The sequence below is a fragment of the Phaeacidiphilus oryzae TH49 genome (assembly GCF_000744815.1).
GTDB lineage: Bacteria > Actinomycetota > Actinomycetes > Streptomycetales > Streptomycetaceae > Phaeacidiphilus > Phaeacidiphilus oryzae.
The window spans coordinates 212,381-235,177 of the sequence record NZ_JQMQ01000005.1; the positions used below are offsets into that span (position 1 = coordinate 212,381).

The 22,797-nt window shown below is 72.9% G+C and carries 20 protein-coding genes and 2 pseudogenes; 15 read left to right on the forward strand and 7 right to left on the reverse strand.

Annotated elements, in window-relative coordinates:
• Positions 1–75 precede the first annotated feature (75 nt).
• Positions 76–495: an ArsR/SmtB family transcription factor gene (locus BS73_RS05245; RefSeq protein WP_037570102.1), complete on the forward strand. Its 420-nt coding sequence runs from the start codon at positions 76–78 to the stop codon at positions 493–495.
• 69 nt (positions 496–564) lie between these two features.
• Positions 565–1,536 (forward strand): VTT domain-containing protein, encoded by a 972-nt coding sequence (locus BS73_RS39215; RefSeq protein WP_063836922.1) that lies wholly within the window; start codon positions 565–567, stop codon positions 1,534–1,536.
• Positions 1,537–1,560: 24 nt separating this feature from the next.
• Here the strand turns inward: BS73_RS39215 and BS73_RS05255 are convergent, their stop codons facing one another.
• A complete protein-coding gene (locus BS73_RS05255) occupies positions 1,561–2,211 on the reverse strand; it encodes a TetR/AcrR family transcriptional regulator (RefSeq protein WP_037570104.1) in 651 nt (216 codons plus the stop codon).
• A gap of 83 nt (positions 2,212–2,294) precedes the next feature.
• On the opposite strand from BS73_RS05255, the gene hpnH reads away from it, so the two are divergent.
• The 4 genes from hpnH (at position 2,295) to BS73_RS05275 (ending at position 6,440) form a co-directional block, all read left to right on the forward strand.
• On the forward strand, positions 2,295–3,296 hold the full coding sequence (gene hpnH, locus BS73_RS05260) for an adenosyl-hopene transferase HpnH (RefSeq protein WP_037570105.1): 1,002 nt from the start codon (positions 2,295–2,297) through the stop codon (positions 3,294–3,296).
• Between the two features lie 190 nt (positions 3,297–3,486).
• Entirely contained in the window at positions 3,487–4,317 is an 831-nt protein-coding gene (locus tag BS73_RS05265; RefSeq protein WP_037570107.1) for a hypothetical protein, read from the forward strand.
• A gap of 91 nt (positions 4,318–4,408) precedes the next feature.
• The gene (locus BS73_RS05270; protein WP_084703813.1) at positions 4,409–5,443 is read left to right on the forward strand and encodes a hypothetical protein; all 1,035 of its coding nucleotides are present in this window, start codon (positions 4,409–4,411) and stop codon (positions 5,441–5,443) included.
• A 151-nt stretch (positions 5,444–5,594) separates the two neighbouring features.
• Complete coding sequence (locus tag BS73_RS05275) at positions 5,595–6,440, forward strand: TrmB family transcriptional regulator (RefSeq protein ID WP_037570110.1); 846 nt, start codon at positions 5,595–5,597, stop codon at positions 6,438–6,440.
• Positions 6,441–6,570: 130 nt separating this feature from the next.
• On the opposite strand, the gene BS73_RS39220 is transcribed toward BS73_RS05275, so the two are convergent.
• Both BS73_RS39220 and BS73_RS40895 read right to left on the reverse strand, forming a co-directional pair.
• Positions 6,571–7,206, reverse strand: a complete 636-nt coding sequence (locus tag BS73_RS39220; RefSeq protein ID WP_235215313.1) for an aggregation-promoting factor C-terminal-like domain-containing protein — start codon at positions 7,204–7,206, stop codon at positions 6,571–6,573.
• Positions 7,207–7,841: 635 nt separating this feature from the next.
• Positions 7,842–7,952 (reverse strand): annotated as a pseudogene (locus BS73_RS40895) (hypothetical protein); the annotation flags it as partial.
• A 302-nt stretch (positions 7,953–8,254) separates the two neighbouring features.
• Here BS73_RS40895 and BS73_RS05285 point away from each other — a divergent pair.
• Positions 8,255–10,075, forward strand: coding sequence for a gamma-glutamyltransferase family protein (locus tag BS73_RS05285; RefSeq protein ID WP_037570114.1), 1,821 nt, complete (start codon positions 8,255–8,257; stop codon positions 10,073–10,075).
• 101 nt (positions 10,076–10,176) lie between these two features.
• Here the strand turns inward: BS73_RS05285 and BS73_RS40635 are convergent, their stop codons facing one another.
• The 3 genes from BS73_RS40635 to BS73_RS05305 form a co-directional block, all read right to left on the reverse strand.
• Positions 10,177–11,175, reverse strand: coding sequence for a MarR family winged helix-turn-helix transcriptional regulator (locus BS73_RS40635; protein WP_051939482.1), 999 nt, complete (start codon positions 11,173–11,175; stop codon positions 10,177–10,179).
• A 188-nt stretch (positions 11,176–11,363) separates the two neighbouring features.
• Positions 11,364–11,948, reverse strand: coding sequence for a TetR/AcrR family transcriptional regulator (locus BS73_RS05300; protein WP_037570117.1), 585 nt, complete (start codon positions 11,946–11,948; stop codon positions 11,364–11,366).
• Between the two features lie 82 nt (positions 11,949–12,030).
• Positions 12,031–12,891 (reverse strand): SIS domain-containing protein, encoded by an 861-nt coding sequence (locus BS73_RS05305; protein WP_265736851.1) that lies wholly within the window; start codon positions 12,889–12,891, stop codon positions 12,031–12,033.
• A 192-nt stretch (positions 12,892–13,083) separates the two neighbouring features.
• On the opposite strand from BS73_RS05305, the gene BS73_RS05310 reads away from it, so the two are divergent.
• From BS73_RS05310 to BS73_RS05345, 8 genes and pseudogenes are all read left to right on the forward strand, one after another.
• A complete protein-coding gene (locus BS73_RS05310; RefSeq protein ID WP_051939483.1) occupies positions 13,084–14,136 on the forward strand; it encodes a phosphotransferase family protein in 1,053 nt (350 codons plus the stop codon).
• 10 nt (positions 14,137–14,146) lie between these two features.
• A complete protein-coding gene (locus BS73_RS05315) occupies positions 14,147–15,364 on the forward strand; it encodes an acyl-CoA dehydrogenase family protein (protein WP_037570121.1) in 1,218 nt (405 codons plus the stop codon).
• Positions 15,365–15,442: 78 nt separating this feature from the next.
• Positions 15,443–16,204, forward strand: coding sequence for a 3-oxoacyl-ACP reductase FabG (gene fabG, locus BS73_RS05320; RefSeq protein WP_037570122.1), 762 nt, complete (start codon positions 15,443–15,445; stop codon positions 16,202–16,204).
• A gap of 175 nt (positions 16,205–16,379) precedes the next feature.
• Positions 16,380–17,579 (forward strand): acyl-CoA dehydrogenase family protein, encoded by a 1,200-nt coding sequence (locus BS73_RS05325; RefSeq protein ID WP_037570124.1) that lies wholly within the window; start codon positions 16,380–16,382, stop codon positions 17,577–17,579.
• A pseudogene (locus tag BS73_RS05330) lies at positions 17,576–18,738 on the forward strand (acyl-CoA dehydrogenase family protein). Before BS73_RS05325 ends, BS73_RS05330 begins: the two are co-directional and overlap by 4 nt.
• A 68-nt stretch (positions 18,739–18,806) precedes the next feature.
• Positions 18,807–19,562, forward strand: a complete 756-nt coding sequence (locus BS73_RS05335) for an SDR family oxidoreductase (RefSeq protein WP_037570126.1) — start codon at positions 18,807–18,809, stop codon at positions 19,560–19,562.
• 408 nt (positions 19,563–19,970) lie between these two features.
• Positions 19,971–21,071 carry a phosphatase PAP2 family protein gene (locus BS73_RS34420; RefSeq protein WP_235215314.1) on the forward strand — a complete coding sequence of 367 codons (1,101 nt, stop codon included), beginning with the start codon at positions 19,971–19,973 and terminating at the stop codon, positions 21,069–21,071.
• A 624-nt stretch (positions 21,072–21,695) separates the two neighbouring features.
• Positions 21,696–22,070, forward strand: a complete 375-nt coding sequence (locus BS73_RS05345; RefSeq protein WP_037570127.1) for a roadblock/LC7 domain-containing protein — start codon at positions 21,696–21,698, stop codon at positions 22,068–22,070.
• Between the two features lie 31 nt (positions 22,071–22,101).
• On the opposite strand, the gene BS73_RS05350 is transcribed toward BS73_RS05345, so the two are convergent.
• Positions 22,102–22,734, reverse strand: coding sequence for a GntR family transcriptional regulator (locus BS73_RS05350; RefSeq protein WP_037578304.1), 633 nt, complete (start codon positions 22,732–22,734; stop codon positions 22,102–22,104).
• Positions 22,735–22,797: the final 63 nt, after the last annotated feature.

Consider the following 22,797-nt stretch of genomic DNA (forward strand, 5'->3'; position numbering starts at 1 on the left):
GGTCTACCGGATCCCTCCCTCCGTTCCGGGCGGATGTATGAACGCGCGTTCAAGCCCCCTGGGTACGATGGCCGCATGGGCCATGCGAACGCGACGGGCGGTGCGGAATCCGCCCCCGCCACCGAGGAGAGCCGCCGACGGCTGGACGCGGCCAGCGCCGCCACCGTCGCGACCACCCTGCAGGCCCTCGCCACGCCCTCCCGGCTGCTGATCCTCTCCCGCCTCCGCGAGGGGCCGTGCGCGGCCACCGAGCTCGCCGCCGAGGTCGGCATGGAGCAGTCCGCCTGCTCCCACCAGCTGCGGCTGCTGCGGAACCTCGGGATGGTGACCGGGGAGCGCCACGGGCGCAGCGTCGTCTACGCCCTGTACGACGACCATGTCGCCGAGCTGCTCGACCAGGCGGTCTACCACGTGGAGCACCTGCGCCTCGGCCTGCGGGACACGCCGCGCCCGACCGGCCCGGATAAGGCGGAAGCGGCGGTCGCCACCCCATAGGGTTGGGAACCACACCAGCCGCACCGGGAGTTCGCACTACGCCCGGCAAGCGACGGACCGAGGACGGCGATGGGTTCGATCACCGAATGGCTGCGGAGCCTCTCCGGCCCCGTCGTGTACGCGGTCGTCGCGATGCTGGTCTTCGCGGAGGACGCGCTCTTCGTCGGCTTCGTGCTGCCGGGCGAGACGGCCGCGGTCCTCGGCGGCGTGATCGCCAGCACCGGCGGCGGGGTGAGCATCTGGCTGATGGTCCCGGTGGTGGTCTTCTCGGCGATCGCCGGCGACTCGGTCGGATACGAGGTGGGGCGGCACTTCGGGCCGAAGATCTTCCAGTCGCGGATCGCGCTGAAGCACGAGGTGCGGATCGAGAAGGCCCGGGGGTTCATGCGCCGGCGCGGCCCGGCGGCGGTCTTCCTCGGCCGGTTCGTGGCGCTCTTCCGCGCGCTGGTGCCGACCATGGCCGGCGCCTCGCTGCTCCCCTACCGCACCTTCCTGCTCTTCAACGCGCTCGGCGGGCTCGTCTGGGGCGTGGGCTTCACCATGCTGGGTTACGCCGCGGGCAACGCGTACGCCAGGGTGGAGAAGGTCGCCGGGCGGGTGGGCGCGGTGGTCGTCGCGGTGATCGTGATCCTCGCGCTGATCGTCTGGTCGGTCCGCCGCCATCGCGCGGGCGACCAGCCGGAGAAGGCCTCCGAGGACTCCAGGGCAGGCGGAGCCCGGAACGGGAGCGGCAGGACCAAGGCCGCCGTCGCGGCCGACCCGCATCCGCCGGAGCGCGAAGCGACCGCGACACGCCCGGAGCGTCCCTCCGACCCGCCGGATTCCGACCGGCCCTCGTACAACGGCTCCACGGCCGCCGACCCGACTCGACTCGCCGAGCCCGGTGGCCCTAACGAGCCCGGTGGCTCCAACGCGCCCGGTGGCTCCGCCGGGCGCAACGGCTCCAACGCTTCCGCCGGGGGCAACGGTGCCGCCGGGGCCAGCAACTCCGCCGAAGGCGGCGCTCCCGCCGAGCGCCGGCGCGGCGATGACGGCGGCTGAGCGGTTCTCCGCCGGCCCCCGTGCTCAGCCCTGCTGCGCGGGGATGCGCTGGGGCTCGGCGCCGAGGCCGGCCAGCAGCCGGTCCAGCACGGCGCCGGCGTCCGCGCGCGCCTTGCCGGTGTCCTCGGCCCGCGCGATATAGAGGCTGGCCTCGGAGATCAGCGAGGCCAGCATCCGGGTGAGGGGGGCGACCGGCAGCGGTTCGATTCGGCCTTCCTGGATGGATTCGGTCAGCGCCTCGGCGAGCAGCACATAGCCGTGCTCCTCGACCAGCTTGTCCCAGGCGTCGTGCCCCAGCACGGCGGGCCCCTCGACCAGGACGATCCGCTGGAAGTCGTGGTCCGTACAGGCGTCCAGGAAGGACTGGAAGCCATCCCTCAGCAACTGCCAGGAATCGCCCGGATGCTGCTCGGCACGCCGGATCTCCTGGGCCACCAGGCGCTCCGCCATCTCCTGGGCGGACTCCGTCATCACCGCGCGGAACAGGTCGGCCTTGTCCTTGAAGTGGTGGTACAGCGCACCGCGCGTGACCCGCGCAGCAGCGACGATGTCCTCGGTCCCGGTCGCCGAGTAGCCCCGGTCCGCGAAGAGCTCGCGGGCCGCCTGCACCAGCGCGGAGCGGGTATCCGCGACGTGATCGTCCCTGCGGCGCCGAGTGGCGCGAATCCGAGCCATACCCTCATCCTGTTCCATACAGCGTGTATGTTTGTCGATTGTAAGGCCATCCTGTACAGCTATCCGTACTGGAGTTATGGATCATGGGACTCCCGCTCAATCTCACCGTCAAGATGGGCAGCTACCTGGTCAAGCAGAAGCTGCTGCGCCGGGAGAAGTTCCCGCTCATCGTGGAGGTCGAACCCCTCTTCGCCTGCAACCTGAAGTGTGAGGGGTGCGGGAAGATCCAGCACCCGGCAGGCGTGCTCAAGCAGCGGATGCCGGTCGCCCAGGCCATCGGCGCCGTCGAGGAGTGCGGCGCGCCCATGGTGTCGCTGGCCGGCGGCGAGCCGCTGATGCACCCTCAGATCCACACCATCACCGAGGAACTGCTCAAGCGGGGCAAGTTCGTGGTGCTGTGCACCAACGCCGTCCTCCTCCCCAGGCACCTCCACAAGTTCAAGGCGCACCGCAACTTCGCCTGGATGGTGCACATCGACGGGCTGCGCGAGCGGCACGACGAGTCGGTCGCCAAGGAAGGCGTCTTCGACCAGGCGGTGGAGGCCATCAAGATGGCCAAGGCGGCCGGCTTCGCCGTCTACACCAACTCGACCTTCTTCACCCACGACACCCCGCAGGACATCATCGAGGTCCTCGAGTACCTCAACGACGACCTCAAGGTCGACCGGATGGAGATCTCCCCGGCCTACGCCTACGAGAAGGCGCCGGACCAGGAGCACTTCCTCGGCGTGAAGCAGACCCGCGAGCTCTTCTCCAAGGCCTTCGCCGAGGGCCGGCGCAAGAAGTGGCGGCTCAACCACTCCGAGCTGTACCTCGACTTCCTCGAGGGCAAGGCCGACTTCGAGTGCACCCCGTGGGCGATCCCCTCGTACTCGCTCTTCGGCTGGCAGCGCCCCTGCTACCTGATGGCCGACGGCTACGCCGCGACCTACAAGGAGCTGCTGGAGGAGACCGACTGGTCGAAGTACGGCCGCGGCAACGACCCCCGGTGCGAGAACTGCATGGCGCACTGCGGCTACGAGCCGACCGCTGTGATGGCCACCATGGGCTCCCTGAAGGAGAGCCTGCGCGCCGTCACCGGCTGAGGCCCCGGCCGGCCCGACCGCCGGCACCGCCGCGGCCGCCGTCCGGCCTGTGGCTTCGGCTCCCCGCACCGCCCGGGAGTCGGTAGTCTGACCCGGCATTCGAACAGTCATCGGCACGGAGGGTCCGCCCCCGCCCGCCCCCACGGCGGCGGTACGGTCCCTGCGCGCCGCCGGGGAGGAGAGCAGCGCGGTGTCGGAACCCAGCAGCGATGAACACCAGGACACGGAAGACGCCTTCTATGTACTGACCGCAACGCTTCTGACCCCGGGTCAGTTCCCCAGCGTGCTGGGCGACGACTACGAGGAGGCGTGCGCGGTACTCGGCCTGGAGCCGTGGAGCTCCGGTTACGGGCTGCTCTTCGGCCAGGACCGGGCGGGCGCCCGCTGGACCGTGGTCTCCAACGACGCGGCCCTGGTGGCCGGGGCGATAGCCGCCTGGGACTGCGGCCTGCCCTACGACCTGGCCCCGCCGGACAAGACCGTGGTGGAGTCGCTGCCCGGCTGGCCCCTTCCGCTGGCCACGCAGTCCCCCGACCTGCCGGATCCGCACGACCCCCGCCCGGAGCCGAGCGGGCGTCCCCCGCTCACCCCGCCCGACCCCAACGGCTGGGGCCCGGCGCAGCGCCGGCTCGGCGCCGACGAGGTGGCCCGGGAGTGGCACACCTGGCGGGCCCGGGTCTCCGAGAGCGTCACCTTTAACCAGCAGGACGGAAACCCGGGCCCGGAGGGCGCCGGGGCCAGGCGGTCCGGGCCCGCCGGGCCGGTGGGCCGGGTGCTGGAGGAGGCCCGCGGCTACCTCTCGGAGCCGCCGCCGGCCGGCCGGATCCGCTCCGCCCCGGCGGGCGGCGACGCCCGCGCCATCCGGGCGGACGGCCCCGGCTGGTCGCTGGTCGCCCGCACCGACGACATCGCTCTGGTGCTCCTCGACGAGGCCCCCGGCCAGGTGCTGCCGATCGGCCGGGGCAGCGAGCTGCCGGCCCTGCTGGAGTCCCTGGACCGGATGGCCCGCCAGTCGTTGTAGGCCGCAGGCCCCGGCGGCCGAGGGGCCGCAGGCCCGGCTCCGGCGTTTCGCCGTTGACGTCCGATGGGCCCGGGGCGGGACACTGGCAGGCATGACACCGCGTCAGAACGCCGTTCACCGTCCCGGGTTGACGCGCAGGGCGGTGCTGGCCGGCGCCACCGGCGGTCTCCTCGCCGCATGCGGAGGCAACGGCGGCGAGGGCGGCCGTGGCACCCCGGCCGCCGGGGCCTCCCCCGGCTCCGCCGCCGCGTCCGGGCGGCCCTCCCCGTCCCCGTCCTCGTCCCCGTCCCGGGGCTCCTCGCTGCCCGTCACCACGCCCTGGCGGGCCGGCCCCGGGGAGATCCAGCCGCAGGTCAAGGCGCGGGCCACGCAGATCGTGGAGGCGCTCGGCGGCTGGGCGTCCGGGCACGGCGGCCGCGCCGAGGCGAGAGCCCGGCTGAGCGCGCTCGGCGTCGATCCGGCACTCGCCGACCAGGCGGGCGGCCTCCGCCCGGCCGCCGACAGCGCGGCGCTCGCGGTGGTGGACGCGCAGTACGGAGGGATCCTCCCGGACTCGGCCTCGGTGCTCGTCGTCTGCCGGCAGTGGACCAGCTCCTCGCCGGGCGCCCCGGTCACCGCCGGAGGCACCACCGTCGACGTCCGGCTCACCGCCGCCTCCCCCGCCTGGCGGGTGACCGCCCTCCATCCCGCCGTCCCCGGCCCTCCGCTGGCCGCGCCGCCGGCACTGGTCCGCGAGGTGCTGGCGAACCGCAGGATCCTGCTGCCGCCGGACGGGGTGGCGGATCTTCGCAGCGGACGCATTCACGACAGCGTGCTGACCGCGATGCTCACTCTCTCCCGCCGCTACACCCTTGAGGTGAGCGTGGTCCGATCCGGCCATCCGATCGACGTCTTCGGCACCTCGCGGCCGAGCGACCACCCGCGCGGGCGGGCCTTCGACACCTGGCGGATCGACGGCCGCGCGGTGGTCGACCCGGCCACCCCGAAGTCCCTGGTCGACGGCTATATGCGGGCGGCGGCCGCGGCCGGTTCGTACAACGTGGGCGGCCCGCGGCTGCTGAGCGGGTCTCAGTTCTTCTCTGACGACACCCATCACGACCACGTCCACGCCGGCTTCCTCACCTGAGTTGTGGTCAGATCATCGGGCCGCAGTCCGCCCGGTCCGTGCCACTTGCCGTATTCCGTGGTGTTTCCGCAGTTCAGGGATGGGTCACGGGCTGGTGCCAACCCGTCGGGGACCGTAGCACCGCCGACCCCCACGGCACTACGGTGCAGTCATGCAGACGGACGACAGACGTGCGGCGGAACTGGAAGAGCTGGGGCTGACGAACTACGAGGCGCGGGTCTACCTCGCGCTGATCCGCCGTGACGTCTACACGGCGGCGGAAGTCGCCCGCGAGGCCAGGGTCCCCCGGCAACGGGTGTACGACGTTCTCGACGGCCTGACCCGGCGTCAGCTCGCGGTCCTCCACCCCGGCCGAGTGGCCGGATACTCCGCCGTCGCCCCCGAGATCGCCATGGACCGCCTGGTCGAGCAGCAGCGCCGGTCGCTCTCCAGACTGGAGCGGCTCTCCGGCGACCTCGCCCGGGAGCTCCTGCCGACCTGGAACAGCGGGCGCACCCACACCGACCCGCTGGACTACGTGGAGGTGCTGCGCGACCGGGAGACCATCAACGAGCGGTTCGCCAAGCTCCAGCAGGAGGCCGAGCGGGAGATCCTCACCTTCACCCGGCCGCCCTACTTCGGCGACCCGGACGAGAACGAGGCCGGTGTGGACGCGACGGCACGGGTGGCCGCCGGCGGCGGCACCGTCCGCAGCCTCTACACGCCGGAAGCGCTGGAGGACGCGGGGATGCGGGAGCACATCCGCCGCTTCCAGCAGGCCGGTGAGGACGCCCGGGTCGCCGGCGAGCTCCCGCTGAAGCTGGTGATCGTGGACGGCTCGCTGGTGCTCTGCGACATGCCGGACCCGGTCGCGGGCACCGGCGCCACCACCTCGCTGGTGATCCGCCACCCCTCGCTGGCCGAGACGCTGCGGCTGGCCTTCCAGTCGGTCTGGGACAGCGCCCGGCCGATCCCCGAGGTGGAGGCCGAGCAGGCGCTCGCGGCCGAGGCCGACTGAGCCGCGTCGGCGGGGAACGGGCGAAACCCGGCGGGGCCGGTGCGCGAGGTGCGCACCGGCCCCGCCGGGTTCATGCCGGCTCAACCGATACCGGGGTGATCGGGGGCTGCGTATCCGCAGCGAGGGCCGATCAGTACCAGTTGTTGGCCTGCCAGAAGGACCAGGCGGCGTTCGGGGAGCCGTAGCGGTCGTTCATGTAGGAGAGCGCCCACTTGATCTGGGTGGCGGCGCTGGTCTGCCAGTCCGAGCCGGCCGAGGCCATCTTGGAGCCGGGCAGGGCCTGGCCCAGGCCGTAGGCGCCGGAGGAGGCGTTGGTCGCGTAGACGTTCCAGCCGCTCTCGTGCGAGATGATCTGGTCGAAGGAGGCCAGCTGGTCGGCCGGCACCAGCTGCGCGGCGATCTGCTGCGGCGAGCCGGAGGGGGCCGAGGTGGAGTACGCGACGTCCTGGGTCTGGACCGAGGAGCTCGCGGAGGCGTTCACGTGGGCCAGGTGAGCGGCGTGCGAGGCGTGCGCCGCGCTCGCCAGGTGGGCCAGGTGCTGCTCGTGCGCGAGGTGGCCCTCGTGCGCCAGGTGCGCCAGGTGCTCCTCGTGGGCGAGGTGCTGCTCGTGGGCCACGGCCTGCACGTGGGCCACGTGCTGCTGGTGGGCGCTCGAGGTGGCGGCGGACGCGGAACCGGCGGCGGCGACGGAACCCAGGGTGGCAAGGCCGACGGCGCCAAGCGCCACAGCGGCGGTCTTGCGCAGGCCAGAGGTGGTGTTCGACATGGAGAGAAGACCTCAATCGGTTGGCTCGGCAGCTTCGGACCGGCTGCGGGGTTCCGCACTGCCGGACAGGGGTCAGGCGGATCAGCCGTGCCGAAGCGTTGGGCACCCCCGGTTTCGGTAGGTGGTGCCGGGAGGGGACGTTCCGGGATCTGCCCGGTCCGCCGTTCGACGTCGGCAATTCTTAGCGAGCCATCTCGGAGCTGACAAAGGTCCCAATTACGACGCATCGTCGTAGCCGAACGACGTTCGCAAACCGCTCCCCGAGCCGTGGGAGCCTGCGCCGCCGACCGTCGCCGGGGGATTTTCACAACTCGCCACGGACCTTCTCATGGCGCTCTCATCCCCGTGCCGGAGCGAGCGAGGGACGCTCCGGGCCTTCGGCCGCCCCCCTTCGACGGAGGGCGGTCATCCTGAAGTAGGAGACCGCCCCCGAGGCCGAAAGGATCAACTACGGGGCATCGTGGACCCCTCGGGGCCTGTGAGCGGCCTCACCGAGCGGCCCCGTTTACCGGGGCGAAATGTCCGATTCCCCAAGGCGTGACAAGTCTCCGGCCGCCTACCCGGGGTAGGCCGGAAACACTCCTCCCGGACGGCCGAACGGCCTGAACCGGTGTGGTTTAGACCGATTTGCCCGCTTAATACGAGCCTCCTCGTAGGCCGGGCCGTGCGGTGGTCCGGCCCGCGGCCCTGTCGCCGGTGAAGTAGGAGAGCGGGTGGCCGCTATAGGTCACCTGGCGGCCGCCGTCGGCTCCCGCTGAGGTGCGGAAACCGCATGGTGCTCTCCCCCTCCGTCAGCACGGCCGACCGCCGGCCCGCCCGCACGGCGGAGGGGTTCGGCGACCACCCGTGCAGACGCGCCTATATATAGGGGAGCGCCACCGGTCCCAGGAGGCCGCCCGCCCCGCGCTCTTCCCAGCGGACATCAGCCGATGAATCATCGGTTGTCACGCGTCGCACCACGGCCGTGGGCCCCGCCCTCTCCCGCCGGGCCCCCTTCTGGCCTTACGCTCCCGACACGGCTCAAGATCGACGATCAAGGAGTGCGCGGATGTTCACCTCCAGGCCCACCCTCCAGGGGACCTTCGGGATGGCGGCCTCGACCCACTGGCTGGCCTCGCAGAGCGCGATGGCCGTACTGGAGGGCGGCGGCAACGCCTTCGACGCGGCGGTGGCGGCCGGCTTCGTCCTCCACGTCGTCGAACCGCACCTGAACGGCCCGGCCGGCGAGGTGCCGATCATCCTCGCCCCGGCCGGCGGCGAGGTGCGGGTGCTCTGCGGGCAGGGCCCGGCCCCGGCCGGCGCCTCCGCGGCGCACTACTCGGGCCTCGGCCTCGACCTGGTCCCCGGCACCGGCCCGCTGGCCGCCGCGGTGCCCGGGGCCTTCGACGCCTGGATGCTGCTGCTGCGCGACCACGGCACCCGCTCGCTGCGCGAGGTGCTGCAGTACGCCATCGGCTACGCGGAACAGGGCCACCCGCCGGTCGAGCGGATACGCGCCACCGTGGAGAGCGTCCGGGAGCTCTTCGAGACCGAGTGGACCAGCTCGGCCGCCCTCTACCTGCCCGCCGCCGAGCCGGGGGCCCTGCTGCGCAACGAGGCGCTCGCCGCGACCTGGCGCCGGCTGCTCGCCGAGGCCGAGCCGGCCGGCGACCGGGAGGCGCAGATCGAGGCGGCCCGCCGGATCTGGTCCTCCGGCTTCATCGCCGAGGCGATGGTCCGGGCCTCCGGTCAGCCCACCATGGACACCTCCGGCGAGCGCCACCGCGGCACCCTCACCGGCGACGACCTGGCCGCCTTCCGCGCCGGTTACGAGGAGCCGGTCCGCCACGACTGGAACGGCTGGACGGTCTGCAAGGCCGGCGCGTGGAGCCAGGGCCCCTCCTTCCTCCAGCAGCTCGCCCTCCTCCCCGAGGACTTCGGGAAGCCGGGCGGGGCCGAGTACGGCTCCGCCGACTACATCCACACCGTGGTCGAGGGCTGCAAGCTGGCCATGGCCGACCGGGAGGCCTGGTACGGCGACGCCGACCTGGACTCCGTGCCGCTGGCCGAGCTGCTCTCCGGGCCCTACACGGAGGAGCGGCGGAAGCTGGTCGACAGCGGCTCCGCCTCGCGCGAGCTGCGACCGGGCTCCCCCGGCGGGCGGACGCCCCGGCTGCCGAAGTACGCCGAGCGGGCGGAGGAGGCGGCGCGGCTCGCGGCGGCCGGCTTCGACTCGATGTCGACGGCGGGCGCCGGAGAGCCGACGGTCGCGAAGGACGGCGGGACCCGGGGCGACACCTGCCATGTGGACGTGGTGGACCGCTGGGGGAACATGGTCTCGGCCACTCCGAGCGGCGGCTGGCTCCAGTCCAACCCGGTCATCCCCGAGTTGGGCTTCCCGCTCGGCACCCGGCTGCAGATGACCTGGCTGGAGCCGGGCCTGCCGAACACCCTCACCCCCGGGCGGCGCCCGCGGACCACCCTCACCCCCTCGCTGGCGCTGCGGGACGGCGAGGCGGTGCTGGCCTTCGGCACTCCGGGCGGGGACCAGCAGGACCAGTGGAGCCTCAACTTCTTCCTGGCGGTGGCGCTGCGCGGGAAGGTGCGCGACACCTGGGACCTCCAGGGCGCGATCGACGCGCCGAACTGGCACACCGACGCCTTCCCCTCCTCCTTCTACCCGCGCGGTATGCGGCCGGGCAGCCTGGTCATCGAGGACCGGACGGACCCGGCGGTGATCGCCGACCTGCGCCGGCGCGGCCATCAGGTGGAACTCGCGGACCCCTGGTCCGAGGGCCGCCTGAGCGCCGTCGCGCGGGATCCGCGGACCGGGGTGCTCAGCGCGGCGGCCAACCCGCGCGGGATGCAGGGGTACGCCGTGGGCCGCTGACCGGGCCCCCGCGGGGAGCCCGCCCTGCGGGGGCTCCCCGCGCCCGGACGTGCGCCTGCGGCGCTGCCTCCGGGCGCGGGGCCGGGGCACGCCGCCCGGGATCACTCGGTCAGGCGGGCCGCTCGGCGCAGCAGCGACATCGCGTCCTCCCGCGCCGACGGCGGGACGCCGTCCAGGACCCGTTCCTGGACCTCCCGCACGCCCGGCCCCACACGGCGCAGCAGCTCGGCCCCCGCCGGCGAGGGCGCGAGCAGATTGCGGCGCCCGTCGGCCGGGTCGCGCCGCCGCAGCACCAGCCCCCGCCGCACCAGCCGTCCGATCAGCTCGGCCATCGTCGCCTTGTCCAGGGAGGCCCGCTCGCCCAGCGTCCGCTGGTCCATCCCCGGCTCCTCGGCCAGCGCGACCAGCACGGCGTACTGCGGGGCCGTCAGCTCGCCCGGCACCAGCTCGGTCCACAAACGGGTGTGGACCTGCTGGGCCACCCGGATCAGGTGCCCGACGGTGCGGGAGCGCATCGCCGACTCGTCGACGGCCGCGTCCTCCCTCCCGTCCTCGCCCGGCTCCGTCCCCGCCTCGGCGGACTCCTCGGCGGACTCCGCCATCGCCCGCAGGGCCTCCAGCAGCCGTCCCCGCTCCTCCTCAGTGAGCGGGGCCAGCAGGAGTTCCTGCACCTCCTCCACGGTGGCCGCGGCCTGCCGCAGCATCGTGGCGCCCTGCGGCGAGAGGGAGAGCAGCTTGCGCCGGCCGTCCACCGGGTCCCGGCGGCGCAGCAGCAGGCCGCGCTGGACCAGCCGGACCACCATCTCGGCCATCGTGGCCTTGTCCAGGGAGGCCAGCCGGCCGACCGTGCGCTGGTCGGCGCCGGGCTGCTGGGCGAGCGCGCTGAGCGCGGAGAACTGGGGGGCGGTCAGCTCGACGGTGACCCGCTCCGCCCAGAGCCGGGTGTGCACCTGCTGGAAGACCCGGAGGAGGTGCCCGGGGGCGGTGGCGAGTTCTATCAGGTCGGCGTCCGGTACGGCGGGGTCCGCGCTCCCCCGGCCGTTCCCGGACTCGTGTCTGCTCTGGGACTGTCGGGGTATCGCCCCTTGTATACGCAGCATCATCCCGTCCCCGGTGGTACGCCCGTGCGTGGTCCCGGAGCGGGCACACGGGCGGCGCTTCGGCGGCGGGAGAGGCTCCGCCGAGCAGCCGTCGGCTCGACTGCTGGCGGACACTATACAAACGCGGCGGCCCGCTGCCGCCCCGCTCCGCGAACTCGGTCCGCACCGCCTCCGGGGCGCGCCCCCGCTCAGCGCGGTTCGAGCCCGCGCAGCAGCAGATCGGCGTAGGTGTCCCCGATCTGAGTCGGGGTCAGTTCGCCGTCCGAGTGATACCAGCTGCCCAAGTGGTGTACGCCGCCGAAGAACTGATGGACCGCCAGGTCCGCGTGGGCGTCCTTGCGGAAGACCCCGGTGCGCTGGCCCTCCTCGATCAGGCCGCGAAAGCGCTCGTGGTAGCGGCGGCGGTCGGCGCGGATCTCGGCCCGCCGGTCGGCCGGCAGCATGTGCATCGACTGGAAGACGACCACCGCCTGGTCGAGGTGCTCGAGCGTGGTGACCACGACGTCGGCGGCGGCCTGGTAGAGCCGCTCGCGGACCGGCAGGTCGAGGTCGGCGATGGTCTCCAGCCGGGCCGCCTGCAGGGACAGCAGCTGGGCGTAGATCTGCTGGAGGAGCTCGTCCTTGGAGCCGTAGTAGTGGTACATCGCGCCCTTGGTGACGCCGGCTCGCTCGACGATCTCCTGGACGGACGTGGGGGCGAATCCCCGTTCGGCGAAGAGCCGGGTGGCGGCGGCGAGCAGCCTGTCCCGAACCGGGGCGGTTGGTGCGGCCACGTGCTTCGTCTCCTTCGGGGGCCTTCGGGATCGCTGACCGAGCACCAGGGTAGTGCCCGCACCGACCGGTCGGTCTGCCGCCTCAGCCGACCGCGGTACGGTGCAGCCGCCCCTCGTAGCGCCGCTCCAGCAGCAGATTGCGCTCGAACCCGCCCGGGACGTTCGCCGACGCGTACACCGGGGCCGGGATCCCGCGCTCGACGAGCCGGCCGATCGCCTCGGCGACCACCATCTGCACCAGCAGGGCGCTGGTGAGCGAGGATATCCCGCAGACCGCGGGGGGCTGCGCCGCGCCGGGGTCCCCGTCCTCCGGGCCGCCGCCCGCCGCCATCGGCAGGACGGCGTCGCCCAGCGGCGCGCCGTTGTCCAGCACCACGTCGGCGAGGTCGGCCAGCCGCCGCCCGCTGGGGTGGCGCGGCTCGACGGCCCTGGTGTGGGCGAGCGAGGTGAGGGCGATCAGCCGGTGGCCGCGCTCCCTGGCGAGCAGGGCCATGTCCACCACGGCACCGTTCACTCCGGAGCTGGAGACGATGAAGAAGAGATCGCCCGCCCTGACCCCGGCCAGTTCGTAGAGCCGCGCGGCCAGGCCCGGGCGCCGCTCGAGCAGCGGGTCGGCCAGCGCGTCGCGGTCGTCGCCGCCGCGCAGCACCAGGTCGGCGAGGGAGATCCGATTGCTGGGGACGAGGCCGCCGGCCCGGCCGGCCAGCTCCAGGGCGGCGGCCTGCGAATGGCCGGTGCCGAAGGCCTGCAGCACCCCGTCCGCGGCCACGCAGTCGGCGACCAGTCCGGCCGCCCGGCGGACCGGGTCCGCGTTCCGCGCGGCGACCAGGTCCAGCACCGACCTGGCCCGCCCGAGGAAGGCCGCCGCGCTGGGCACCTCGGCCGCTGCCGATGACGCGTCAGATCCGTTGTCCGGCACGGCGGACGGGGACGGTTCGGGCACGCGCCCTCCCGAGCGACTGGGATTGGTCGAGACCATTCGGCGATCAAGGCTGCCGTCTTCCCGACGACCCGTCAAGGTCCGCTTCCGGACGCTTCGGCGCGGGCGTGATCCACGTCTCTCTAGCCCGCATACCTACCAGTCGGTATGGTGGCGCTGTTCGATGCACCGCCGGGCACGAGGAAGGGAACCCGCATGGCCGATCAGCCACCCGGGCTGGATTTGGACCGGATCCGCCGGCACCTCGACGCGGTCGACCCGGATCTGCTGGCCGGGCCGCTCTCCGCCGAGCTGATCAGCGGCGGCAAGTCCAACCTCACCTACCGGCTGACCGACGGCTCGCGCCGGCTGGTGCTCCGCCGCCCTCCGCTCGGCCATGTCCTGGCCACCGCCCACGACATGGGCCGCGAGTACCAGGTGATGAGCGCCCTGGCCGGGACCCCCGTGCCGGTCCCCCGCACCCGGCTGCTCTGCCGGGACGAGGAGGTGGTGGGCGCGACCTTCTACCTGATGGACGAGGTGGAGGGCCGGGTCTACCGGGACGCCGCGGACACCGCCGACCTGGGCCCGGAGCGGGCGCAGGCCATCTCCCGCCGGCTGATCGACGTACTGGCCGAGTTGCACGCCGTCGACCCGGCCTCGGTCGGGCTGGAGAAGTTCGGCCGCCCGGAGGGCTATCTGGAGCGCCAGGTCGCGCGCTGGCACCGGCAGTTCGAGTCCAGCCGGAGCCGGGAGATCCCGGGCGTCGAGGAGCTGCAGCGGCGGCTCACCGAGGGCGTCCCGGTCAGCCAGCGGGCCACCATCGTCCACGGCGACTACCGCCTGGACAACACCGTGGTCGGCGCCGACGACGAGATCGCCGCCGTCCTGGACTGGGAGATGGCCACCCTCGGCGACCCGCTGGCCGATCTCGGGCTGATGAAGATCTACTGGGAGATGGGCGAGCAGCAGCCGGAGAACCCGGTGGCGCACGGCGTCAGCCCGCGCGCCGGCTTCCCGCCGATGGCCGAGATCGAGACCCGCTACGCCGAGCGCACCGGCCTCGACCTCACGCCCATGCCCTGGTACACCGCGTTCGCGCGCTACAAACTGGCGGTGATCGCGGAGGGCATCTACTACCGCTACCTCCAGGGCAAGACCGTCGGCGACGGTTTCGAGCAGATGGGCCGGATCGTTCCCGGCCTGATCGCCGCCGCCCTGGAGACCCTGCTGGGCAACGCACCTGACAGCCAGTCAACCGGCGACTGAGGGAGAGACGATGGAGTTCTCGTACGACGCCCGGACCCTGGAGCTGAGGGAGAAGCTTCAGGCGTTCCTGGACGAGAGGGTCTACCCGGCCGAGGCGGTCCTGGCCGAGCAGGTCGCCGATCCCGGCTACCAGCAGTGGACCCGCCCGCCGATCATCGACGAGCTCAAGGCCGAGGCCCGCAGCCGCGGTCTGTGGAACCTCTTCCTCCCGGACCAGCGCTTCGGCGCCGGCCTGACCAATCTGCAGTACGCGCCGCTGGCCGAGCTCACCGGGCGCAGCCCCGCGCTGGCCCCGGAGGCGCTGAACTGCGCGGCCCCGGACACCGGGAACATGGAGGTCCTCTCCGAGTTCGGCACCCCCGAGCAGCAGGACCGCTGGCTGAAGCCGCTGCTGGAGGGCGAGATCCGGTCGGCCTTCTGCATGACCGAGCCGGACGTGGCCTCCTCGGACGCGAGCAACATCAGGACGCGGATCCAGAGGGACGGCTCGGACTACGTCATCAACGGCCGCAAGTGGTGGTCCAGCGGCGCGATGGACCCCCGCTGCAAGATCTTCATCGTGATGGGGCAGACCGACCCGGAGGCGCCCAAGCACCGCCGGCAGAGCCAGATCCTGGTCCCCCGGGACACCCCGGGCGTCGAGATCAAGCGCGGGATGAACGTCTTCGGGTACACCGACGGCACCCACGGCGGCCACGCCGAGATCGTCTTCCGGGACGTCCGGGTGCCGGCCGCGAACCTGATCTCCGGTGAGGGCGAGGGCTTCGCCATCGCCCAGGCCCGGCTCGGTCCGGGCCGGATCCACCACTGCATGCGGCTGATCGGGATGGCCGAGCGGGCCCTCGAACTGACCTGCCGCCGGGCCCTGGAGCGGGAGCCCTTCGGCAAGCCGCTGGCCGAGCAGGGCGTGGTGCAGGAGTGGATCGCCGAGGCCCGGGTCCGCATCGAGCAGCTGCGGCTGCTGGTGCTGAAGACCGCCTGGCTGATGGACACCGTGGGCAACAAGGGCGCCCACACCGAGATCCAGTCCATCAAGATCGCCACCCCGGAGACCGTGCAGTGGATCCTGGACAAGGCGATCCAGGCGCACGGCGCCGGCGGCGTCTCACAGGACTTCCCGCTCGCCCAGCTCTGGTCCTCGGCGCGTACGCTGCGGCTGGCGGACGGCCCGGACGAGGTCCACCGCCGCTCGCTGGCCCGCCGCGAGCTGAGGCAGTACCAGAAGTAGCACCCCGCTCAGCGGTTCACCGATCCACCCGGCACCCCCGAGCAAGCCCCACCCCCAAGAAAGAGAGCTGTGGAAGACATGAGCGAGCAGACCCCCCGCGTAGCGGTCGTCACCGGCGCCGCCCGCGGCATCGGCGCCGCCACCGCCGTCCGCCTGGCCGCCGACGGCTACGCGGTGGCCGTCGTGGACCTGGAGGAGTCAGCCGGCAAGGACACCGTCGAGAAGATCACCGCGGCCGGCGGCAAGGCCATCGCGGTGGGCGCGGACGTCTCCAACGCCGACCAGGTGGCCGCGGCCTTCGAGCGGATCGCGGCCGAGCTCGGCGGGCCGACCATCCTGGTGAACAACGCCGGGGTGCTCCGCGACAACCTGCTCTTCAAGATGTCCGAGTCGGACTGGGACACCGTCCTCGACGTCCACCTCAAGGGCGCCTTCCTGATGTCCCGGGCGGCGCAGAAGTACATGGTGGACGCCGGCTACGGCCGGATCGTCAACCTGTCCTCCTCCTCCGCGCTGGGCAACCGCGGCCAGGCCAACTACTCGGCGGCCAAGGCCGGCATGCAGGGCTTCACCAAGACCCTCGCCAAGGAGCTGGGCAAGTTCGGCATCACCGCCAACGCGGTGGCCCCGGGCTTCATCGCCACCGACATGACCGCGGCCACCGCGAAGCGGGTTGGGATGGACTTCGAGGACTTCAAGAAGGCCGCCGCCACGGCCATCCCGGTCCAGCGGGTCGGTACCCCCGAGGACATCGCCCACACCGTGTCCTTCCTGGTGAGCGAGGGCGCCGGCTTCGTCTCCGGCCAGGTCGTCTACGTCGCGGGCGGACCGCTCGACTAGTCCTGGGCCATGGCCCGACCAGGGGGCGCGGGGAACCGCCCGGTTCCCCGCGCCCCCTGACGCTCCCTCACCCCACCCCGTGGGGCCCCGCGCCGTGGGAAACCACCTCGTGGAAACCACCCCGTGGGGACCCAGCAAGGCCGGAACCCGTCTCACCGTCGAGAGGGACTCTCGCATGAGCAACGCCCCCGCCCCGGACGCGGACGCCCTGCGCCGCCGCGTCCGCGACTTCCTCGCCGCCCACGATCCCGCGACCACCCCGCCCACCGAGTTCCTCGGCGCCCGCTTCGACGCGGGGCTCGCCTGGGTGCACTTCCCGGAGGGGGACGGCGGCCTCGGCGCCCCCCGCGCGCTGCAGCAGGTGGTGAACGAGGAGTTCGCCGCCGCCGAGGCGCCCGAGCCGCCCGCCCACGCGGTGATCGGCCTGGGCATGGCCGCCCCGACCATCCTCGCCTTCGGCACCGAGGAGCAGCGCAGGCGCTACCTGCGCCCGCTCTTCTCCGCCGAGGAGATCTGGTGCCAGCTCTTCAGCGAGCCCGGCGCCGGCTCGGACCTGGCCGCCGTCGCGACCCGGGCGGTGCACGACCCGGAGACCGACGTCTGGACCGTGGACGGCCAGAAGGTGTGGACCTCCTTCGCCCACATGGCCGACTTCGCGATCCTGGTCGCGCGCACCGACCCGGACGTGCCCAAGCATCGCGGGCTCTCCTACTTCGTGCTGGACATCCACGATCCCGGCGTGGAGGTCCGCCCGCTGCGGCAGGCCACCGGCGAGGCCGAGTTCAACGAGGTCTTCATCTCCGGCGCCCGGATCCCGGACGCCGACCGGCTCGGCGGGGTCGGCGAGGGCTGGAAGGTCGCCAACACCACGCTGATGAACGAGCGGGTGGCGATCGGCGGCCGGGCGATGCCCCGGGAGGGCGGGATGCTCGCCCCCGTCACCGCCGCCTGGCGGGAGCGCCCCGAACTGCGCACCCCCGGCCTGCAGGACGACCTCCTCCGGCTGTGGGTGGACACCGAGGCGGCCAGGCTCACCGGGGAGCGGCTGCGCCAGCAGCTCGCCGTCGGCGCCCCGGGGCCCGAGGGCTCCGCGGTCAAGCTGGCCTTCGCCGTGCTCAACCAGCGCACCACCGGCCTGGAGCTGGAACTCCTCGGCGACGAGGGACTGCGCTACGACGACTGGACGTTCCGGCGCCCGGACGGCACCGGCTGGAACGAGCGGGCCGCCGGCTTCCGCTACCTGCGGGCCAAGGGCAACTCGATCGAGGGCGGCACCTCCGAGGTGCTCCGCAACATCATCGCCGAGCGGGTCCTCGGCCTTCCGCAGGAGATCCGCGTGGACAAGGACGTCCCCTGGAAGGAGCTCCCCCGATGAGCACGGAAACCGCCCCCGCGGCCGCCCCAGCGGCGACGGAGCCGAGCCTGCTGTCCACCGAGGTCGAGGACGAGCTGCGGGCCAACGTCCGGGCCCTGCTGGCGGCCCGCTGCGACTGGAAGTCGGTGCTGGACCGCACCGAGTCGGACGCCCAGGTGGACGCCGGGCTCTGGCAGGCCCTGGTGGGCGAGCTGGGGGTGACCGCGCTGCCGGTCCCCGAGGAGCTCGGCGGGGCCGGTGCGAGCTGGCGCGAGGCGGCCGTGGTGATCGAGGAGCTGGGCCGTGCGGTCGCCCCGGTGCCCTTCCTGGGCAGCGCGGTGCTCTCCACGGCCGCCCTGCTGGCGCTCGCCGAGGCCGCCCCGAGGCGGCGGAGGTCCTCGGCGCGCTGGCCCGGGGCGAGCGTACGGCGGCCCTCGCCCTCCCCTTCGCCACCGCCCCCGGCGCCCCCTTCCCGTCCGCGGTGACCGCGGACGCCTCGGGCGCGCTCACCGGTGCGGTGAACGGCGTGGGCGACGCGCGGATCGCGGACCTGCTGCTGGTCCCGGCCACCGAGCCGGACGGCGGCCCGGCGCTGTACGCGGTGGAGCTGCCGAGCGCCGGCGCCGAGCTCACTCCGGTGGTCTCGCTCGACTCCACCCGCCCGCTCACCGACCTGGTGCTCTCCGCCGTGCCCGGCCGCCGGCTGGCCGCCGGGGCCCCGGCCGCGGCGGCGCTCGGCGCGGCCCTCCGCACCGGCGCCGCCCTCCTCGCCTCCGAGCAGCTCGGCACCGCCGACTGGGCGCTGGCGACGACGGTGGCCTACGTCAAGGAGCGCCACCAGTTCGGCCGGGCGATCGGCTCCTTCCAGGCGGTCAAGCATCGGCTGGCCGATCTGTGGGTCTCGGTGGCGCAGCTCCGCGCGGTGGCGCTGGCCGCCGCGGACTCGCTGGCCACCGGCTCGTCCGAGGCGGGCCTCAACGCCGCCCTGGCCCAGGCCTTCGCGTCCCCGGTCGCGGTGACCGCCGCCGAGGAGGCCGTACAGCTGCACGGCGGAATCGGCTTCACCTGGGAGCACCCGGCGCACCTCTACCTCAAGCGGGCCAAGAGCGCCTCGATCGCCCTGGGCACCGCCGACCGGCACCGGGCGGCGATCGCCGGGATGGTCGGCCTGGGGCTCTGAGTTCCGGCCGCTCTCCCCCACCCGATTTCATTCGCAGTTACGCAGTCACGACGAAGGAGTTGACGCTGATGACGGCCGAGAGCAGCAAGGTGGCCCTGGTCACCGGCGCCAGCCGGGGCATCGGCCTGGCGATCGCCCGCGCCCTGGTGGGCCGCGGCGAGCGCGTGGTGATCACCGGCCGCGACAAGGGCAGCCTGGACGAGGCGGTGGCCGCCCTCGGCGGCCCCGACCACGCGCTGGGCGTGCCGGGCAAGAGCCACGACGCCGGCCATCGCGAGGAGGCGGTCGGCCAGGCCATGGAGCGATTCGGCCGGATCGACCACCTGGTGAACAACGTGGGCACCAACCCGGTGTTCGGTTCGATCACCGACGTCGACCTGGACGCCGCCCGCAAGATCTTCGAGATCAACGTGGTCTCCACGCTGGGCTGGGTCCAGCTGGTGCACAAGGCCTGGCTGGCCGAGCACGGCGGGGCGATCGTCAACGTCTCCTCGGTCGGCGGCCTCGGCCCGGCGCTGGGCATCGGGATGTACGGGGCGAGCAAGGCCGCGATGATCCAGATGACCCAGCAGATGGCGCACGAGCTGGCGCCCTCGGTGCGGGTGAACGCGGTGGCCCCGGCGGTGGTGAAGACGAGGTTCGCGGAGGCGCTCTACGTCGACCACGAGGAGGAGGTGGCCGCGCACTACCCGCTGAAGCGGCTCGGCGTGCCCGAGGACGTCGGCGGGGCGGTGGCCTTCCTCCTCTCCGACGAGGCCTCCTGGATCACCGGCCAGACCCTTGTTCTGGACGGCGGCGCGACGCTCGGCCGCGGGCTCGGCTGATCCGGCGAGGGCCATGGGAGTTCGCGGAGGCCCCCCGGGGTTTTCCGCGAACTCCCGAGCAGTCCCGGAATTACACCGTGAATTCGATCACACCGAAGCGGGGCTGACCGAACGGTAATTCCGGGCCACCGGACGGAAATGCCCTCTCCCAAGTGGACGCGCCGCATTCATCGAACTCTTACCGGCCGGTCATTGGGAATCCATCCCTTCTACCCCCTCCACCTGCGCTTCATCCCTCAGGATCCGGACAATCCCGGCGCTTCGCACGAGGGCTTCACATCTCCTGCCGACGGCCCCCCGGCGAGCCCGCCGGATTGATATCGAATGCGTAATCCAACAGGTCACATCGTCATTACGAAGGCCGTTCGGCAGCCGGAGCACTCTGTCACACGCTGTAACGTCGAAAGGGTGCGTAGTCAGAGGAATGAGGGAGCGGTACTGGACCGCCCCGCTTCGGGGAGGAACCAGCGGCCGCCGTCTCCGGAGTTGCGGTGGCCGCCGCTGAGCCGCACCCACAAGATCCTCTTCGCCGTGACCATCGCCTGCTACCTGGCGATCACGGTCGCGGTGCTGACCACGTCCTCCCTGGTCGCGCTGGACTGGCAGCTCTTCACCCTGAAGCCCTTCGAGCGCTTCCCGCAGTACTTCGACTTCTTCAACACCTACGTGATCCTGGGCCAGCGCGGCCCGACCGCGATCCTCGCCTTCGCCTGGCTCTTCTGGCGCGCCTGGCGCACCCGCAGCTGGCGTCCGCCGCTGGTGATGGCGGTGACCCTGCTGCTGGTCAACGTCACGGCGGGGGCGGTCAAGATAGGCATAGGGCGCCTGGGCCCGCACTACGCCCATGTGGTCGGATCGGCCGCGCTCTTCCAGGGCGGCGACATCTTCCCGTCCGGGCACACCGCCAACGCCGTCGCCACCTGGGGCGCGCTGGCGTACCTGGCCGTCCGGTGGCGGCGGATCGGCGGGGTGATCGCCGGCTTCCTCGGCGTGACCATCGGCCTGACCACGGTGTACCTCGGCACCCACTGGTTCAGCGACGTCCTCGCGGGCTGGGCGGACGGTGCCCTGGTGCTCCTGCTGCTGCCGCTCTTCGAGCCGATCGTCTCCAGCACCGATGAACGGCTGCAGGACTGGTGGCGGCGGAGAGCCGAACTGCGGGCCACGGCCCTGCGCAAGCTGGGCGGACAGCCGGCCGCGGCGGCAGCCGGGGCTCGCGCTGGGGCCCGCACCGGGACGGCGCCGGCCGGGCGGGTTCCCGGCCCGGCGGGCGCCGGTCGCCGGACCGGGGCCGCGGGCGCCTCGGAGGCACCACGCCCGGCCGGACCCACCGCCGCCCACCACGGCCGCGGCGCCGGCGGCGCGACGCACGGAGCTGCGCAGGGCGGCTCGGCGCAGGGTCGCGGGCACCACAGACCCGAGATCCCCGGCCACGAGGGGGCCTCCGCCCACCCCGGGAGCCGGCGGCAGCGACCTCCGCGGCCGCGCGACCATAGCGGACATTCGTGACTTTGGTCATGTAACGCCCAGCTCGACGGTTCACCCATCCGGGTGGTCTCGCTCACAAGCCAGACCCTTCACCCAAATGTGGAGATTCCGTGTAATAGCGGCTCTCACGGAGTGACTTTCGGCGCTCCCGCCGCCCTTCCCGGCAATAGGCCACTCGGCGCACTCCGGGCGAAATTCGCCACCCCCGCGGAGTAGGCCGTCTCGGTCGCCGGAGATTTTCCGCGGCCCCTCCCTTACCCTCCCCTTGCCCGCCGGCCGGCATCCTGCCCGTATCCGGTCGGCATTATCCGCACTCGTACGGCGCAATCCCGGTTGAATCCCGTCGCCTTGTCGACCTGTCGGCCTCCACCGGGCGCCCCATCCGGCGGCCGGCGGCGGGGTTCGCCCCGTCCGCCCCTCCGCGCAGCCGCGGGCGGCGCGAGGACGACGATCAGGTCCGAGCCGGATGTCGGCAGATGCGGTCCGGCTGCGGCGGGAAGGCTTTGATCCACTGATCAGAACCGGTCATCCGGCTCGGTCCGCGGTCCCCCGCGCCTACCGTCGTGACATGTGGCAGTCCCAACCTGTCCGCATATGACCGCCCGATCGCCATCCACCGGTGCCTCATTGGAGGAGTACTTCCGTATGCCGAACCTGGAGACCGCGCTCAAGGACGCCCTGGCCATCGACGGCGCCTTCGGCGTCGCCCTGGTCGACTACAACAGCGGCCTCGCCCTCGGTTCACTCGGCAACTCGCCCGATTTCGACCTGAACATCGCCGCCGCCGCCATCACCGACGTCGTCCGGGCGAAGCTGCGCGCCCTGGAGATGCTCAGCCTCCACCAGGAGGCACTGGAGGACATGCTGATCACCCTGTCCGGCCAGTACCACGTGGTCCGGCCGATGACCGCGCAGTCCGGCCAGGGCATCTTCCTCTACCTGGCCCTGGACCGGGCCCGGGCCAATCTCGCGCTGGCCCGCCACCAGATGAAGCTCATCGAGCAGTCGCTGGAGCTCTGAGGCGCTGAGCCCGGCCCGGAGGCCTCCCGGATCACTCCACGTGCTCGGCGAAGGCCGCGATATGGCGGCGCAGCAGCTCCCCGGCCCGGTCGGCGGCGCCGGCCCGGGCCGCGTCCAGGATCTCCCGGTGCTCGGCCGCGTCCCGGTCCCATCCGGGGTGGGTCTCTCTGGCCGCGAGGGAGACCAGTGCCGCCTGGTCGCGCAGATCGTCCAGCATCCGCACCAGCAGCGGGTTGCCGCAGGGGAGGTAGAGCGCGCGATGGAAGTCCCGGTTCGCCTGGCTGCGGTCGGCGGGGTCGACCGCGACGTCGGCCGCCAGCAGGGCCTCCTCGGCGGCCGCCCACTCGACGCCGGCCAGCACCGTGCGGCGCAGCGCCTCCGGCTCCAGCAGCTGGCGGACGTCGCAGACGGACTGGGCCAGCGCCGCGTCCACCACCCGCACCTGCGCGCCCTTGTACTGGCTCATGGTGACCAGACCGGTGCCGGCCAGGGTCTTGAGCGCCTCCCGGACGGGGGTCTTGGACACCCCGAGTCGGGCCGCCAGCTCCGTCTCGACCAGCGGCTGCCCCTGCACCAGACGCCCGGTGAGGATCGCGTGCTTGATGGATTCCAGCACCACCACCGTCCGCGAGGGAAGGGGGCCGGAGGACGGCCCCAGGCTCAGGGGCAGCGGCTCTGTGGTATCGCTGGGCACGGGCTGGACCCTAAGCCGCCCCTCCGCGGCGCG

Coding starts and splice junctions, on each gene's coding strand:
- BS73_RS05325 (WP_037570124.1), top strand. CDS start 16,380: ATGAGCAACGCCCCCGCCCCGGACGCGGACGCCCTGCGCCGCCGCGTC.
- BS73_RS05345 (WP_037570127.1), top strand. CDS start 21,696: ATGCCGAACCTGGAGACCGCGCTCAAGGACGCCCTGGCCATCGACGGC.
- BS73_RS05285 (WP_037570114.1), top strand. CDS start 8,255: ATGTTCACCTCCAGGCCCACCCTCCAGGGGACCTTCGGGATGGCGGCC.
- hpnH (WP_037570105.1), top strand. CDS start 2,295: ATGGGACTCCCGCTCAATCTCACCGTCAAGATGGGCAGCTACCTGGTC.
- BS73_RS05335 (WP_037570126.1), top strand. CDS start 18,807: ATGACGGCCGAGAGCAGCAAGGTGGCCCTGGTCACCGGCGCCAGCCGG.
- BS73_RS05275 (WP_037570110.1), top strand. CDS start 5,595: ATGCAGACGGACGACAGACGTGCGGCGGAACTGGAAGAGCTGGGGCTG.
- BS73_RS39220 (WP_235215313.1), bottom strand. CDS start 7,206: ATGTCGAACACCACCTCTGGCCTGCGCAAGACCGCCGCTGTGGCGCTT.
- BS73_RS39215 (WP_063836922.1), top strand. CDS start 565: ATGGGTTCGATCACCGAATGGCTGCGGAGCCTCTCCGGCCCCGTCGTG.
- BS73_RS05270 (WP_084703813.1), top strand. CDS start 4,409: ATGACACCGCGTCAGAACGCCGTTCACCGTCCCGGGTTGACGCGCAGG.
- BS73_RS05315 (WP_037570121.1), top strand. CDS start 14,147: ATGGAGTTCTCGTACGACGCCCGGACCCTGGAGCTGAGGGAGAAGCTT.
- BS73_RS40635 (WP_051939482.1), bottom strand. CDS start 11,175: ATGCTGCGTATACAAGGGGCGATACCCCGACAGTCCCAGAGCAGACAC.
- fabG (WP_037570122.1), top strand. CDS start 15,443: ATGAGCGAGCAGACCCCCCGCGTAGCGGTCGTCACCGGCGCCGCCCGC.
- BS73_RS05245 (WP_037570102.1), top strand. CDS start 76: ATGGGCCATGCGAACGCGACGGGCGGTGCGGAATCCGCCCCCGCCACC.
- BS73_RS05255 (WP_037570104.1), bottom strand. CDS start 2,211: ATGGCTCGGATTCGCGCCACTCGGCGCCGCAGGGACGATCACGTCGCG.
- BS73_RS05310 (WP_051939483.1), top strand. CDS start 13,084: ATGGCCGATCAGCCACCCGGGCTGGATTTGGACCGGATCCGCCGGCAC.